This window comes from Streptomyces sp. NPDC001135 (assembly GCF_053598395.1).
This window is the reverse complement of record NZ_JBSFKD010000025.1, coordinates 53221-66616: the sequence shown is the minus strand read 5'-3', so window position 1 is coordinate 66616 and position 13396 is coordinate 53221. Positions and strand designations below refer to the sequence as shown.

Genomic DNA, 13396 nt, shown 5'->3' with positions numbered 1-13396 from the left:
CGCCGCCACGGCCTCCCTACGCTGAACAAACGGCACGAAGCCGACACCCTCCACCCCCGCCACACTCACCCCACGGAGGTCCGTCATGCGTGGCATCGTCGCGTCCGGGACCGTCGTCCTGGTGATCCTCGGAATCGGAAACCACCTGTGGTGGCTCGCCGCCGTCGCGCTGCTGTACCTGTACGCGACACACGGACGCGGGTCGCCCGGCACCCCGTCACCGCCCGGCGGAGCGGGCGGCCCGCCGCTGCCCGACAGCTACCGGGCCTACCGCGAGCGCCGGGACCGGCAGGCGAAGTGGGAGCGCCGCTACCGTCGTGAGCGCCCCTTCGAGACCCGTCGGCAGGAGCGCGAGAAGAGCCGCTGAGAGTGGTGAGCCAGAGGCGTCCCCGGTCACAGACCGGGGGCACCCCACACCGGGAACCAGCGGCTCAGGTCCTGCTCGGTCCGCAGATCGTTCGTGAGCGCCGCGTTCACCTGGAGTTCGAGCGCGCTGTCCCGCCGCTGCGCGGCACCGGGCAGCGGGGCGAACGGGTAGAAGGTGCCCCGTTTGTAGAGGTAGACCAGTGCCAGCTTGCGGCCGGTGCCGTCCGTGAAGGCGGCCAGCGAGCACAGCAGCTGCGGGCCGAAGCCGTTGACCTCCATCGCGCTGTTCACCGCGTGCAGGTCGTTGACCAGCTCCGGCAGCTGCTCGGCCGAGCGCCGCGAGACCAGCCACGAGTAGCCGTAGTCGTCCCGCCGCAGCTGCACGGGCGGACCGGTGCGGTCGGTGTCCGCGTCGAGCAGTGCCTGCACCTCCCGGTGGGTCTGCTCGAAGGCCGCGCCCTCCACCGTGGCGAAGCACACCGCCCCGGTCCCGGTCGGGGTGAAACCGGCCGCGGCCTGCAGGGTCACGGCCGCCGAGGGCAGTGCGAAGAGCCGGTCGAGATCCGGTGCGACCGGTTTCGTGCGGCCCAGCAGGATGTCCAGCAGCCCCAACGCTCAGCCCGCCTTCCCCGGCGTGGCGGCCTCGCCCAGCTCCGCCGAGATCCGGCCCAGCTGCTCGAGCCGCTGCTCCAGGGTGGGGTGCGTGGAGAAGAACCGCTCGATGCCGGGCTCCTTGCCGGTCGCCGGGGTGAAGTAGAAGGCGTTGAAGGCCTGGGCCGTGCGCAGGTCCTTGGTCGGGATCCGGGCGATGTCCCCGGAGACCTTGGTGAGCGCCGAGGCGAGGGCCGACGGGCGGCCGGTGAGATGCGCGGCCGCGCGGTCGGCCGCCAGCTCCCGGTACCGCGACAGCGCCCGGATCAGCAGGAAGCTGATCGCGTACACCGCCGCGGAGACGCCCATGATCGCGGCGAACACGGCGGCGGTGTTCTGGTCCCTGCGGCCCCCGCCGAAGACCTGTGAGTAGAACGCGAACCGCACGATCAGGCCCGCCAGCACACCGAGGAAGGACGCGATCGTGATCACGGCGACGTCCTTGTGCGCCACGTGCGACAGCTCGTGCGCCAGCACGCCCTCCAGCTCGGCCGGCTCCAGCCGCCGTAGCAGCCCCGTGGTCACGCAGACCACCGCGTGGTCGGGGTTGCGGCCGGTCGCGAACGCGTTCGGCATGTCCATGTCGGACACCGCGACCACCGGCTTGGGCATGTCCGCGAGTCCGCACAGCCGGTCGACCACCGCGTGCAGCTCGGGATACTCCTCGCGCTCCACGACCCGCCCGTGCATCGCGAACATGGCGATCCGGTCGGAGAACCAGAACTGCGCCACGAACATCGCCCCGACCAGCACGACGACCAGCACCCAGGACTTCAGCAGCGCGATCAGCGCGGCCACGAAGCCCACGTACAGCAGCCCGAGCAGGAACAGCGTGAGCCCCATGCGCACGGTCAGCCGTCGATCGCTCCGGAAGCGGCTCTGCATCTTGCATCACCCCGCAGTCAGGCACTCGTCCCGCTGTCCAGTGTGCACCTGCCGATTCCCATGAGGTGGTTCCGAACGGCCCTAGGAGCGGCAAAACGCGACCGGTGCCGCGACTAGTACGACGAGCCGAACTGCATGAGTCCTATGAGCACCATGACCGCGATCACGCAGCCGAGGACCATGGCCGTCGACGCCCACGACGTCCGGCCGGGCACCGGATCGGGGTCGGCGCGGAAGGGCGCCGGGTCCGGCGGGTTCTCCTTCCAGCGCGCGGCCAGCATCCGCGCTCGGGCCGAGGGTTCCTTGTGCTCGGCGGAATTCGCCCAGCGGTGATCGAACTCCCGCTCCCAGTCGTCGTTTTCCGTCATCCCCGTTCAACCTCTCTCGTCGGACAGAGCCAGGGGGATGATCCCCCGAGAGTAGGAAGCATGGGAAGCGGCAAAGGTTGCCCAGGATGCCGGGTGGTCGCCGGACGGCTAGCATTTATGGAGAGCCGCACCGCGGGGTGCCACGACGTCTGCCCCTGCTTTTCCCACTCGTGCGGCATCCCCTACGACCGCGCCGGACTTTTCACTCCGAGGTCGCGGCCCATCGTCTCGTGCCCGGAAGGCCGCACGAGGGGTGGAAGGAAGGTGGATCCATGAATGCACATCGTGCGCGGCGTCTCGCCGCAGTGTCCGCCATCGGCGTGCTGATGGCCGGCGGAGCCGTGATCGGCACGGCAGGCACCGCGTCGGCGGCCACCCCGACCCAGGTCACCACCAACCGTGGCTGCTGGCGCGGTGGCTGGGACTGCGGTTTCGACAACCGCTTCGGCTTCAACAACGGCTTCTTCGGCTTCAACAACGGGTTCGGCTTCGGCGGCGCCCCCGTGGTCGTCGTCGTGGTGTGACGGCGCGCGAAGGCGAAACGGCCGAGGGCCGCCACCCGGAGCGATTCCGGGTGGCGGCCCTCAGTTCCGAACCGTGCGGAGCGGCCCGGTCACACGTCGAAGCAGTGATGTTGCGGCGCCACTACCTCGGAGCCCTGCCTGGGACGGCTGAGCTGGCAGACTTACAGCGGACTGTCGTCTAGTTGATCTTGAGTCGAGTACGATCGGCTTCAAGCGCGCCTCCGCAACCGACCCTGGCGCGCCGATCGTTGACGTATTCCACATCAGGGGGGACTCATGAAGATTCTCAAGGCCGTTACAACGGCCGCGTCGGTGCTCACGCTGACCGCTGGACTGGCCGTTTCAGCCGCGGGCACGGCTTCGGCCACGTCGACCAACGAGTTCGTCAATCAGCAGAGCAACCGCTGCCTCGCTGTTGACATGCGCATGGAATACCAGAACCTCGCGATCCAGTGGGGCTGCAACCACAACCCGGACCAGCAGTGGCACCTGGCGGGCGTGAAGGGCAGCGATGGCGGCGGCTCCTACTATGAGATCAAGAACGGCTACGGTCAGTGTCTCGGGACCTGGCAGGGCGCCACGGGCAACGGCACCTCCATCGTTGCCTGGGACTGCAATGGCAACCCCGACCAGCAGTGGTACGTCGACACGGTGTCGAGCGACCCCCGCTACTCGGCGATTCGAAGCCACGCGGCCTGGGCGAACAACACCGGCAACAAGTGCCTCGGCATCTACCAGGGAGCGACCAACGACGGTGCGTCGGCTGTCCTGTGGGACTGCAACGGACACGCCGACCAGCACTGGATGCGGGTGGGCTGAGGCAACGCCCTGAAAAGACCCCCTCTGATCTGCGTCTCCGCAGATCAGAGGGGGTCTTTTCCCATGTGACGGCACCAGGTCCGTCGGGGGACATCACACGTCGAAGTACAGCTCGAACTCGTGCGGGTGCGGACGCAGCTGCAGCGGGGCGATCTCGTTGGTGCGCTTGAAGTCGATCCACGTCTCGATCAGGTCCGGCGTGAACACGTCGCCCTGGAGGAGGAACTCGTGGTCGGCCTCGAGCGAGTCGAGGACGGCCGGGAGCGAGGTCGGGACCTGGGCGACGTTCGCGTGCTCCTCGGGAGCCAGCTCGTACAGGTCCTTGTCGATCGGCTCGGCCGGCTCGATCTTGTTCTTGATGCCGTCCAGACCCGCCAGCAGCAGGGCCGAGAAGGCCAGGTACGGGTTGCCGGAGGAGTCCGGGGCGCGGAACTCGACGCGCTTGGCCTTCGGGTTCGACCCCGTGATCGGGATACGCATCGCGGCGGAGCGGTTGCGCTGCGAGTACACCAGGTTGATCGGCGCCTCGAAGCCCGGCACCAGACGGTGGTACGAGTTCACCGTCGGGTTGGTGAAGGCCAGCAGCGACGGGGCGTGCTTGAGGATGCCGCCGATGTAGTAACGGGCGGTGTCCGACAGGCCCGCGTAACCGGCCTCGTCGTAGAACAGCGGGTCGCCGTTGCTCCACAGCGACTGGTGCACGTGCATGCCCGAGCCGTTGTCACCGAAGATCGGCTTCGGCATGAAGGTCGCGGTCTTGCCGTTGCGCCAGGCCACGTTCTTCACGATGTACTTGAACAGCTGCAGGTCGTCGGCGGCGGCCAGCAGGGTGTTGAACTTGTAGTTGATCTCGGCCTGGCCGGCGGTGCCCACCTCGTGGTGCTGGCGCTCGACCTTCAGGCCGGACTTCTCCAGCTCCAGGGAGATCTCCGCGCGCAGGTCGGCGAAGTGGTCGACCGGCGCCACCGGGAAGTAGCCGCCCTTGTAGCGGACCTTGTAACCGCGGTTGTTCTCCACCGCACCGGTGTTCCAGGCACCCGCCTCGGAGTCGATGTGGTAGAAGGACTCGTTCGCGCTGGTCGCGAAGCGCACCGAGTCGAAGACGTAGAACTCGGCCTCGGGACCGAAGAACGCGGTGTCCGCGATACCGGTCGAGGCGAGGTAGGCCTCGGCCTTCTTCGCCACGTTGCGCGGGTCACGGGAGTACTGCTCGCCCGTGATCGGGTCGTGGATGAAGAAGTTGATGTTGAGGGTCTTGTCCCGGCGGAACGGGTCGACACGGGCGGTGGACAGGTCGGCACGCAGAGCCATGTCGGACTCGTGGATGGCCTGGAAACCACGGATCGACGATCCGTCGAAGGCCAGCTCCTCGTCCGGGTCGAACGCCTCAACGGGCACCGTGAAGTGCTGCATGACGCCCGGCAGGTCGCAGAACCGGACGTCGATGAACTTGACGTCCTCGTCCGCGATGAACTTCTTGGCCTCGTCGGCGTTCTGGAACATCCAGCTCCTCCTACTCCCGACCGTCCTCGCCGGGGTGGTAGATCGTTCGTGCGGCCAGTGCGGTGGCACACGCTGGTCTCGACCCTAGGGACGGGTGATTTCTCGGGCGTGACCCGTTTGTTTCACAGAAGTTAACCGGCCACCGTTCCACCCTAGCCCCGGGACACCCCGCCGTACCCCGGTCATTTCGGGCGCAGTACCGTGGTCGGGTGGACAACAGGCAAGCACTCGGGTCGTGGCTCTCCGGGCCCCGCGCGGCCATGGAAGAGGCCGGTGCCGACTTCGGCTACCGGGGCGAGCAGCTCGGTCTGCCCGAGGAGGGGCCGAACTCGATCGCCCGGCCCGGCCGGCGCGTCGGTGCCCTCGCCGTGGACTGGGGACTGAGTGTCCTGATCGCATACGGCCTGATCACGCACGGCAATAGCCCGGCTACGAGCAACTGGGCGCTGGGTGTCTTCTTCGTCATGAGCGTGCTGACCGCCGGCACGATCGGCTTCACACCCGGTAAGCGGCTGTTCGGTATCCGGGTGGTCGCCCTGGAGACCGGCACGGTCAACCCGCTGCGGGCCGTGCTGCGCACGCTCCTGCTGTGCCTCGCGATTCCGGCGCTGATCTGGGACCGGGACGGGCGGGGGCTGCACGACCGGCTGGCGAAGACCGTCGAGGTACGGATCTGAGACAGCGCCTCGTGCCGTCGCTCGTCCGCGACTCCGTGATCCCGGACGCGCGCGCGTCCACCGACGGCGACCACCCGCTCCGCGGAGCGGGGACCACCCCCTAGCCCTGCCGTGCCCACGGCCCCAGCTTCTCCGGGTTGCGGACCACCCAGATCCGGGTGACGCGCCCTTCGCGGACGTCGAACGAGGCCACGGTCACGACGACACCGGCACGCTGGGCCACCAGGCCCGGCACACCGTTGACCGACCGCTCCAGGAGTTCGAGCCCCGGAGCCCTGTCGGCGATGGCGACCATGTACTGGGCGATGCGCGCGCCGCCCTCGACCGGGCGCAGGACGGTGCCGACCATGCCGCCGCCGTCGGCGGTCATCACGGCTGCCGGGTCGAGAAGGCCGACGAGGGCCGCGATGTCCTTGGTCTCCCACGCCTCTTTGACCTGCCTCACCATGTCGGCCCGGTCGGTCGCCGTCACCGGGGCGCGCGCGACGTCCACCCGCCGCCGGGCGGAGGCCGCCAGCTGCTTGCAGGCCGCGGGGGTCCGGCCGAGAACCCCGGCGATCTCGGCGAACGGGTACCGGAAGACGTCGTGCAGGACGAACGCCACCCGCTCGGCGGGCGTCATCGAGTCCAGGACGACGAGGAAGGCCATGGTCACCGACTCGTCCAGGACGATCTGGTCGGCGGGGTCCGCGGGGCCGGCGCCGCCCGCGCGGTCCCACTCGGTGCGGTCGGGCAGCGGCTCGGGCAGCCACGCGCCGACATAACGTTCACGCCGGGCCCGCGCCGAGCCGAGCAGGTCCAGGCAGATGCGGCCGGTCACCGTCGTCAGCCAGGCGCCGGGGGACAGGATCTTCTCCCGCCGGCTTCGTGACAGCCCGTACCAGCGTGCGTAGGCGTCCTGTACGGCGTCCTCGGCCTCGGTCACCGAACCGAGCAACCGGTAGGCGACATTGATCAGTTGGCGTCGCTCGCCGGCTGTCTCATCCGTGCCGGCCCCGACAGTCCCCATGCTTCCGGCAGCCCCCTCGCCTTACCTTTCGCAGGCCCGCGTCGTCGGGCTGGTGAGACCTTATCGATCCACTGCCCGAGGGCGGACAAGGGGACTGTGACATGGCCACTCAGGTGACGACGACGGTGACCGCACAGCGAAGCTCCTCGTTCCTGCGGATCGCGATAGCCCTGCAGACCCTGACCATCTTCCTTCAGGCGGTCTCCGCGGGGCTGCTGCTGACCGCGTCCTACGGGGTAACGCTGCACAGTGTCGGAGCCCGTGTCATGTACGGGGCATCGATGCTGTACGTGCTCGCGGCGGTGCTGGCGTGGAAGCCGGGCGGCGGCTCGCCCCGGCCCGTCTGGCAGGCTTCGGGTTTCCTCGTGCTCGCGTCGGTCCAGGTCGTCCTGGGCATCGCACACGTCCCGTCGGTCCACCTCCCCCTGGGTGTTCTGATGTTCGGCCTGAGTGTGCTGGCTCTGGCCCGGCGCTGAGGCCCGACCCGGGGCCCGCCGGTGTCTTCGGGAACCACGGGCCTGGCGCGACGCCCGGGCGGTACGGGTGGGCGCTGGGGGGACCCCGCGGGGGAGGCACCTCGTGGGCGCCGAGTCGCGCGGCCCCCCACCACAGCCCCGGCCCCGGGCACCGGAGCGGTTCATCCCCGCCCCGGCCCCGGGCACCCCCGCGGTTCACCCCCGCCGCGGCCCGGGGCACTCCAGCGGCTCACCCCCGACGCAGCACCGCGCGCACCACCTCTCGCAGCTCGGCCTCCGGATCCGCCGCCGCGCCGGCCGCCCGCCATGCCACGAACCCGTCCGGCCGCACCAGCACCGCCCCGTCGGCCGTCGTACCGTGGGCCCCTGCCCAGTCGCCGTCCGGACCGTCGTACACCAGGTCGGCGTCCGCCGGCCCCGTCCCGATCCGGTACGCGACCAGTCGTACGCCCCCTGCCCCGGCGATGCGACGCGCCGCCGCCCGCCAGGCGGCCCCCGCGGGCGTGGACGCGTCGCTGAGCAGCACGAGTGACCGCTCGTACAGATCGACCGTGGACAGCCGCTCGCCCGCCCGCCGCAGCCACAGGTGCGGGGCCCGGCTGCCGGGTTCCCCGGCCAGCCGCAGCCCGTCCGGTACGACCGGCTGGTCCGGGTCGGCGCCCACGACGGCGCCGTGCGGGTAGCGGTAGCCGAGGACCACGTTGAGGATGCCACCGCGCTTGCCGCCGCCGATGCCGGGCGCCGGGGCGAAACCGGGGTGGCTGTGCTCCACGGAGCGGGCCGAGGCGCGGGCGCTGGTGGCCAGCGCGACGGGCCGGCGCTCGGTGTCGTAGGTGTCCAGCAGCCCGGGACCGGCCCAGCCGTCGAGGACGGCCGCCAGCTTCCAGGCCAGGTTGTGGGCGTCCTGGATCCCGGTGTTGGAGCCGAACGCGCCGGTCGGGGACATCTCGTGGGCGGAGTCGCCGGCGAGCAGGACCCTCTTGTCCCGGTAGCGTTCGGCGACGCGTTCGGCGGCGCGCCAGGACGCCTTGCCGGTGATCTCGACGTCGAGGTCGGGGACGCCGACGGCCCGGCGGATGTGCCGGGTGAGCCGCTCCTCGGTGAACTCCTCCAGCGTTTCCCCGTGCTCGGGGTGCCAGGGGGCGTGGAAGACCCAGCGTTCCTTGTTGTCGACGGGCAGCAGGGCGCCGTCGGCCTCGGGATCGGTGAGGTAGCAGCAGATGAAGCGGCGGTCCGCGACCACGTCGGCGAGCAGCTTGGAGCGGAAGGTGACGCTGACGTTCGCGAAGAGGTCGCCGGGGCCGCTCTGCCCGATGCCGAGCCGGCCCCGGACGGGGCTGCGCGGGCCGTCGGCCGCGACCAGGTAGTCCGCGCGGACGGTGTACAGGTCGTCGCCGTCGCGGTCGCGGACGTAGGCCGTCACTCCTTCGGGGTCCTGGGCGAAGGACTCCAGCTCGTGGAAGTACCTGAGGTCGCCGCCCAGGGCGCGGGCCCCGTCCAGGAGCACCGGCTCCAGGTCGTTCTGGCTGCACAGACACCAGCTCGTCGGGCTGAACCGCGCCAGCCCCCCGCCGGGGTCGATCTCCCGGAACAGCCACTCGCCCGCGTCCCCGGCCAGGGTCGGGGTCTGCAGGATGCCGTGGTTGTCGGCGAGGAGGGACGCCGCCGTCTTGATGTCCGGCTCGATGCCGGCCACCCGGAACAGCTCCATCGTCCGCACGTTGTTGCCGCGGCCGCGCGGATGGATCGAGGTCCCGGAGTGCCGCTCGACGAGCATGTGCCGTACGCCGAGACGGCCCAGGAACAGGGACAGGGACAGGCCCACCAGCGAGCCGCCCACGACTAGGACGGGCACGTGGTGATCGGCTTTGTGCTGCATCGACGACTCCAGAGGCAGGGCGGGGGAGTGGGGGCCTCGGAGTTTCCATGCCCTCTTCGAAGGGCTTCGCGTGCTCAATCACCCTCCTGGTTCACACGAGTCGCGCACTCCGGAGGACAGGAACAGGATCAAGGAACGCTGACGTCCCCCGTCACGGGCGGCGTTCACCCTCTGCTCCCCTGAAGGAGATGTGCGCAGCATGACCACCACGTCGGAAAAGGTTTCGGAACAGCTGGCGCGGCAGGTGTCGAAACGGGTCTCGCAATCCGTCTTCGACGGCTCCCGCCTCCGGGTCGTCCTGCTGGTGGACGTATACGACGGCGCCCAGCAGCAGTTCCTGGAGGCCTACGAGCAACTGTGCAACCAGGTCGCGTCGGTGCCCGGCCATGTCAGCGACCAGTTGTGCCAGTCGATCGAGAACCCGTCCCAATGGCTCATCACCAGTGAGTGGGAGAGTGCCCCGCCGTTCCTCGCCTGGGTGAACAGCGAGGAGCACGTCCGCATGGTGGAGCCGCTGCACAGCTGCGTCCGGGACACCCGGTCGCTGCGCTTCCACATCGTGCGCGAGACGGGTGGCGAGGCGGCGGCCGCCCCCGCGGCCGAGCGCCGGCTCCAGGCCTCCCCGCGGATCGGCGACGGCGTGATCCGGCACGCGCTCACCTTCACGGTGAAGCCGGGCAGCGAGGCCGAGGTCGCGAGGATCCTGGCGGACTACGCCTCGCCCGAGGCACGGGTCGACGAGACCACGCGGCTGTGCCGCACCTCCCTGTTCATGCACGGCAACCGGGTCGTGCGGGCCATCGAGGTGCGCGGCGACCTCCTGGCGGCGCTGCGCCACGTCGCCCGGCAGCCCGAGGTCCGGGCGGTCGAGGAGGCCATCAACCCGTACCTGGAGCAGGAGCGGGACCTCAACGACCAGGAGTCGGCGCGGGTGTTCTTCACCCGGGCGGCGCTGCCGGCCGTGCACCACGTCACCGCGGACGAGCTGGTCGAGGGCGAGCGCATCGCGCTGCACTACCCGGCCCGGCCCGGCCGCGGGATGGAGCTGGCCCAACTGCTCGCGCGGGGGGACGAGGCCGCGGCGGAGGACCCGCGCAGCCCGGTGCTGCGCAGCACGATCTTCCAGCGGGACGACGTCGTCGTACGGCTGGTCGACCACCGTGCCGGCGTGGCCGTGGACGTCGCCCCGGCGGCCCCGCTGACCGCGCTGCTGGACGGCGAGGTCGTCCGGATGCAGCTCGTCACCGACCGGCGCTCGCCGGACGCCTGAGACCCACAGCCGCACCACACCCACGGAGGACTGTCGTGATCAAACCCCTTCCGAAGATCGTGGACCTCAGCGAGGTCGAGCCCAACACCCGGCGCGGCGGCGATCTGCGCGCCATGCTCACCCCGGCCACGGTGGGCTCGACCAGCGGTTTCATGGGCGTGGCCCTGGTGCAGCCGGGCGACCGCATCGCCGAGCACTACCACCCGTACTCCGAGGAGTTCGTGTACGTCGTCTGCGGCGAGCTGGAGGTGGACCTGGACGGCGAGCCGCACCCGCTGCGGCCCGAGCAGGGGCTGATGATCCCCATCAGCATGCGGCACCGCTTCCGCAACGTCGGCAACGTGGAGGCGCGGATCGTCTTCCACCTGGGCCCGCTGGCCCCGCGTCCGAGCCTCGGCCACGTCGACACGGAGGAGACACCGGTGGCCGTCGCCGCCGAGGCGGGGCAGGCCCGATCATGACCCGGCGCGTGGCGGTGACCGGTATAGGCATCGTGGCCCCGGGCGGGATCGGCGTGCCGGCGTTCTGGGATCTGCTCGCCGAAGGCCGTACCGCGACGCGCGGCATCACGTTCTTCGACCCCGCCGGGCTGCGGTCGCGGATAGCCGCGGAGTGCGACTTCGACCCGGCGGCGCACGGTCTGGACGGCGAGCAGGTGGAACGGGCGGACCGGTACATACAGTTCGCCCTGGTCGCCGGAGACGAGGCGGTACGCGACTCCGGTCTCGACGTCGCCCGGGAGGACCCGTGGCGGATCGGGGTCTCCCTCGGAACCGCCGTCGGCGGCACCACCCGTCTGGAGCACGACTACGTCCTGGTGAGCAACCGCGGGCAGCGCTGGGACGTGGACCCGCACAAGGCGGAGCCGCAGCTGCACCGGGCGTTCTCGCCGAGCACCGCGGCCTCCGCAGTGGCGGAACGTTTCGGCGCCCAGGGTCCGGTGCAGACCGTGTCCACCGGCTGCACCTCGGGACTCGACGCCGTCGGATACGCCTTCCACACCGTCCAGGAAGGCCGGGCCGACATATGCATCGCGGGGGCCGCGGACTCGCCGATCTCCCCGATCACCATGGCCTGCTTCGACGCGATCAAGGCCACCTCCCCGAACAACGACGACCCCGCGCACGCCTCCCGGCCCTTCGACAACAACCGTGACGGCTTCGTCATGGGCGAGGGCGGGGCGGTGCTCGTCCTGGAGGAACTGGAACACGCCCGGGCCCGCGGCGCCCGCGTCTACTGCGAGTTCGGCGGCTACGCCACCTTCGGCAACGCCTACCACATGACCGGCCTGACCAAGGAGGGTCTGGAGATGGCGCGGGCCATCAAGACCGCCCTCGACCAGGCCCGGCTCGACCCCACCGCGATCGACTACGTCAACGCCCACGGCTCCGGCACCCGGCAGAACGACCGCCACGAGACGGCGGCCGTGAAACGGGCGCTCGGCCACCACGCCTACGACACCCCGATGAGCTCCATCAAGTCCATGGTGGGGCACTCCCTCGGGGCGATCGGCGCCATAGAACTGGTCGCCTGCGTGCTGGCCCTCGCCAAGCAGGTCGTACCCCCGACCGCCAACTACGAGATCCCCGACCCCGAGTGCGACCTGGACTACGTCCCCCGGGTCGCCCGCGAACGCCAGCTGACCAGCGTGCTGTCCGTGGGCAGCGGGTTCGGTGGCTTCCAGTCCGCGGTGATCCTGACCCGGCCGAGGGAGTGAGGACACGATGAGCGAACCGCAGGACCGGCAGGCGGCCGTCACCGGTATCGGGGTGGTCGCGCCCAACGGCACCAGCACCGACACCTTCTGGAAGGCCACCCAGGAGGGCCTGAGCGTCCTCGACCGGGTCACCCGCGAGGGCTGCGAGCACCTTCCCCTCAAGGTGGCCGGCGAGGTCCGCGCCTTCGACCCGGCGGCCACGATCGAGGAGCGTTTCCTCGTCCAGACCGACCGGTTCACGCACTACGCCATGGCCGCCGCCGACTTCGCGCTCGGCGACGCCCGGCTCGGCCAGGCCGACACCCCCGACGCGCCCTACTCGATCGGCGTGGTCACCGCCGCCGGGTCCGGCGGCGGCGAGTTCGGCCAGCGCGAACTCCAGCAACTGTGGGGCAAGGGCAGCCGGTTCGTCGGGCCGTACCAGTCCATCGCCTGGTTCTACGCCGCCAGCACCGGCCAGGTGTCCATCCGGCGCGGCTTCAAGGGTCCCTGCTCGGTCGTCGCCTCCGACGAGGCCGGCGGACTCGACGCCCTCGCCCACGCGGCCCGGGCGGTGCGGCGCGGCACCGACGCGATCGTGGCCGGCTCCACCGAGGCGCCGCTCGCGCCGTACTCGATGGTCTGCCAGCTCGGCTACGAGGAACTCAGCCGCGAGACCGACCCGGCCCGTGCCTACCGGCCGTTCACGGAGGGAGCCTGCGGGTTCGTGCCGGGCGAGGGCGGCGCGATGCTCGTGATCGAGGCGGCGGGCCCGGCCCGCGACCGCGGCGCCGACGTCCGGGCCGTCGTCGCCGGACACGGGGCGACCTTCACCGGCGCCTCCCGCTGGACGGAGTCCCGCGAGGGCCTCGCCCACGCGATCCGGCAGGCCCTGCGGGAGGCCGGCTGCGCCCCCGACGAGGTCGACGTCGTCTTCGCCGACGCACTCGGCGTGCCGGAGGCGGACCGGGCCGAGGCCCTGGCCATCGCCGACGCACTCGGTGAGCACGGCACCCGGGTGCCCGTCACGGCACCGAAGACCGGAATCGGCCGGGGATACTGCGCCGCTCCCGTCCTCGACACCGCGGCGGCCGTGCTCGCCCTGGAGCACGGCCTCATCCCGCCGACGCCGAACGTCTTCGACGTCTGCCACGACCTCGACCTCGTGACCGGCCGCGCCCGGCCCGCCGAGCTGCGCACGGCACTGGTGCTCAGCCGCGGACTCATGGGGTCGAACTCTGCGCTGGTGCTGCGGCACGGCGCCGCGCAGTGA

General features: G+C 70.8%; 15 protein-coding genes. 9 read left to right on the top strand and 6 right to left on the bottom strand.

Going from position 1 to position 13396, the window contains the following annotated elements; all coding sequences use genetic code 11:
• Positions 1-85: 85 nt before the first annotated feature.
• A complete protein-coding gene (locus ACWC94_RS27400; RefSeq protein WP_450799756.1) occupies positions 86-367 on the top strand; it encodes a hypothetical protein in 282 nt (93 codons plus the stop codon).
• A gap of 26 nt (positions 368-393) precedes the next feature.
• On the opposite strand, the gene pspAB is transcribed toward ACWC94_RS27400, so the two are convergent.
• The 3 genes from pspAB to ACWC94_RS27385 all read right to left on the bottom strand — a co-directional run bounded on the left by pspAB (position 394) and on the right by ACWC94_RS27385 (position 2270).
• Positions 394-978: a PspA-associated protein PspAB gene (pspAB, locus tag ACWC94_RS27395; protein ID WP_450799755.1), complete on the bottom strand. Its 585-nt coding sequence runs from the start codon at positions 976-978 to the stop codon at positions 394-396.
• Between the two features lie 3 nt (positions 979-981).
• The gene (gene htpX, locus ACWC94_RS27390; RefSeq protein WP_450799754.1) at positions 982-1902 is read right to left on the bottom strand and encodes a zinc metalloprotease HtpX; all 921 of its coding nucleotides are present in this window, start codon (positions 1900-1902) and stop codon (positions 982-984) included.
• A gap of 113 nt (positions 1903-2015) precedes the next feature.
• Positions 2016-2270, bottom strand: a complete 255-nt coding sequence (locus ACWC94_RS27385) for an SCO2583/SCO2584 N-terminal domain-containing protein (RefSeq protein WP_450799753.1) — start codon at positions 2268-2270, stop codon at positions 2016-2018.
• Between the two features lie 272 nt (positions 2271-2542).
• On the opposite strand from ACWC94_RS27385, the gene ACWC94_RS27380 reads away from it, so the two are divergent.
• Together ACWC94_RS27380 and ACWC94_RS27375 are read left to right on the top strand one after the other, a co-directional pair.
• Positions 2543-2794, top strand: a complete 252-nt coding sequence (locus ACWC94_RS27380) for a hypothetical protein (protein WP_450799752.1) — start codon at positions 2543-2545, stop codon at positions 2792-2794.
• A 276-nt stretch (positions 2795-3070) separates the two neighbouring features.
• Positions 3071-3613 (top strand): RICIN domain-containing protein, encoded by a 543-nt coding sequence (locus tag ACWC94_RS27375; RefSeq protein ID WP_450799751.1) that lies wholly within the window; start codon positions 3071-3073, stop codon positions 3611-3613.
• 93 nt (positions 3614-3706) lie between these two features.
• Here the strand turns inward: ACWC94_RS27375 and glnA are convergent, their stop codons facing one another.
• Positions 3707-5116 (bottom strand): type I glutamate--ammonia ligase, encoded by a 1410-nt coding sequence (gene glnA / locus ACWC94_RS27370; RefSeq protein WP_450799750.1) that lies wholly within the window; start codon positions 5114-5116, stop codon positions 3707-3709.
• A 209-nt stretch (positions 5117-5325) separates the two neighbouring features.
• Here glnA and ACWC94_RS27365 point away from each other — a divergent pair, with 209 nt between their 5' ends.
• Positions 5326-5793 carry an RDD family protein gene (locus ACWC94_RS27365; RefSeq protein WP_450799749.1) on the top strand — a complete coding sequence of 156 codons (468 nt, stop codon included), beginning with the start codon at positions 5326-5328 and terminating at the stop codon, positions 5791-5793.
• Positions 5794-5893: 100 nt separating this feature from the next.
• Here ACWC94_RS27365 and sigJ read toward each other — a convergent pair whose 3' ends face one another.
• Positions 5894-6802: an RNA polymerase sigma factor SigJ gene (sigJ, locus tag ACWC94_RS27360; RefSeq protein ID WP_450799748.1), complete on the bottom strand. Its 909-nt coding sequence runs from the start codon at positions 6800-6802 to the stop codon at positions 5894-5896.
• Between the two features lie 101 nt (positions 6803-6903).
• Here sigJ and ACWC94_RS27355 point away from each other — a divergent pair, with 101 nt between their 5' ends.
• Positions 6904-7278 (top strand): hypothetical protein, encoded by a 375-nt coding sequence (locus ACWC94_RS27355; RefSeq protein ID WP_450799747.1) that lies wholly within the window; start codon positions 6904-6906, stop codon positions 7276-7278.
• 229 nt (positions 7279-7507) lie between these two features.
• On the opposite strand, the gene ACWC94_RS27350 is transcribed toward ACWC94_RS27355, so the two are convergent.
• The gene (locus ACWC94_RS27350) at positions 7508-9157 is read right to left on the bottom strand and encodes an FAD-dependent oxidoreductase (RefSeq protein ID WP_450799746.1); all 1650 of its coding nucleotides are present in this window, start codon (positions 9155-9157) and stop codon (positions 7508-7510) included.
• 199 nt (positions 9158-9356) lie between these two features.
• Here ACWC94_RS27350 and ACWC94_RS27345 point away from each other — a divergent pair, with 199 nt between their 5' ends.
• From ACWC94_RS27345 to ACWC94_RS27330, 4 genes are read left to right on the top strand one after another with little or no spacing between them, the layout of a single operon-like run.
• On the top strand, positions 9357-10427 hold the full coding sequence (locus ACWC94_RS27345; protein ID WP_450799745.1) for a SchA/CurD-like domain-containing protein: 1071 nt from the start codon (positions 9357-9359) through the stop codon (positions 10425-10427).
• A 59-nt stretch (positions 10428-10486) separates the two neighbouring features.
• Positions 10487-10888: a cupin domain-containing protein gene (locus tag ACWC94_RS27340; protein WP_450799839.1), complete on the top strand. Its 402-nt coding sequence runs from the start codon at positions 10487-10489 to the stop codon at positions 10886-10888.
• Entirely contained in the window at positions 10885-12144 is a 1260-nt protein-coding gene (locus ACWC94_RS27335; protein WP_450799744.1) for a beta-ketoacyl-[acyl-carrier-protein] synthase family protein, read from the top strand. The genes ACWC94_RS27340 and ACWC94_RS27335 overlap by 4 nt, the downstream gene beginning before the upstream one ends.
• 7 nt (positions 12145-12151) lie before the next feature.
• On the top strand, positions 12152-13396 hold the full coding sequence (locus ACWC94_RS27330) for a ketosynthase chain-length factor (RefSeq protein ID WP_450799743.1): 1245 nt from the start codon (positions 12152-12154) through the stop codon (positions 13394-13396).

Coding starts and splice junctions, on each gene's coding strand:
- ACWC94_RS27380 (WP_450799752.1), top strand. CDS start 2,543: ATGAATGCACATCGTGCGCGGCGTCTCGCCGCAGTGTCCGCCATCGGC.
- sigJ (WP_450799748.1), bottom strand. CDS start 6,802: ATGGGGACTGTCGGGGCCGGCACGGATGAGACAGCCGGCGAGCGACGC.
- ACWC94_RS27335 (WP_450799744.1), top strand. CDS start 10,885: ATGACCCGGCGCGTGGCGGTGACCGGTATAGGCATCGTGGCCCCGGGC.
- ACWC94_RS27350 (WP_450799746.1), bottom strand. CDS start 9,157: ATGCAGCACAAAGCCGATCACCACGTGCCCGTCCTAGTCGTGGGCGGC.
- ACWC94_RS27400 (WP_450799756.1), top strand. CDS start 86: ATGCGTGGCATCGTCGCGTCCGGGACCGTCGTCCTGGTGATCCTCGGA.
- ACWC94_RS27375 (WP_450799751.1), top strand. CDS start 3,071: ATGAAGATTCTCAAGGCCGTTACAACGGCCGCGTCGGTGCTCACGCTG.
- ACWC94_RS27345 (WP_450799745.1), top strand. CDS start 9,357: ATGACCACCACGTCGGAAAAGGTTTCGGAACAGCTGGCGCGGCAGGTG.
- glnA (WP_450799750.1), bottom strand. CDS start 5,116: ATGTTCCAGAACGCCGACGAGGCCAAGAAGTTCATCGCGGACGAGGAC.
- ACWC94_RS27330 (WP_450799743.1), top strand. CDS start 12,152: ATGAGCGAACCGCAGGACCGGCAGGCGGCCGTCACCGGTATCGGGGTG.
- ACWC94_RS27355 (WP_450799747.1), top strand. CDS start 6,904: ATGGCCACTCAGGTGACGACGACGGTGACCGCACAGCGAAGCTCCTCG.
- ACWC94_RS27385 (WP_450799753.1), bottom strand. CDS start 2,270: ATGACGGAAAACGACGACTGGGAGCGGGAGTTCGATCACCGCTGGGCG.
- htpX (WP_450799754.1), bottom strand. CDS start 1,902: ATGCAGAGCCGCTTCCGGAGCGATCGACGGCTGACCGTGCGCATGGGG.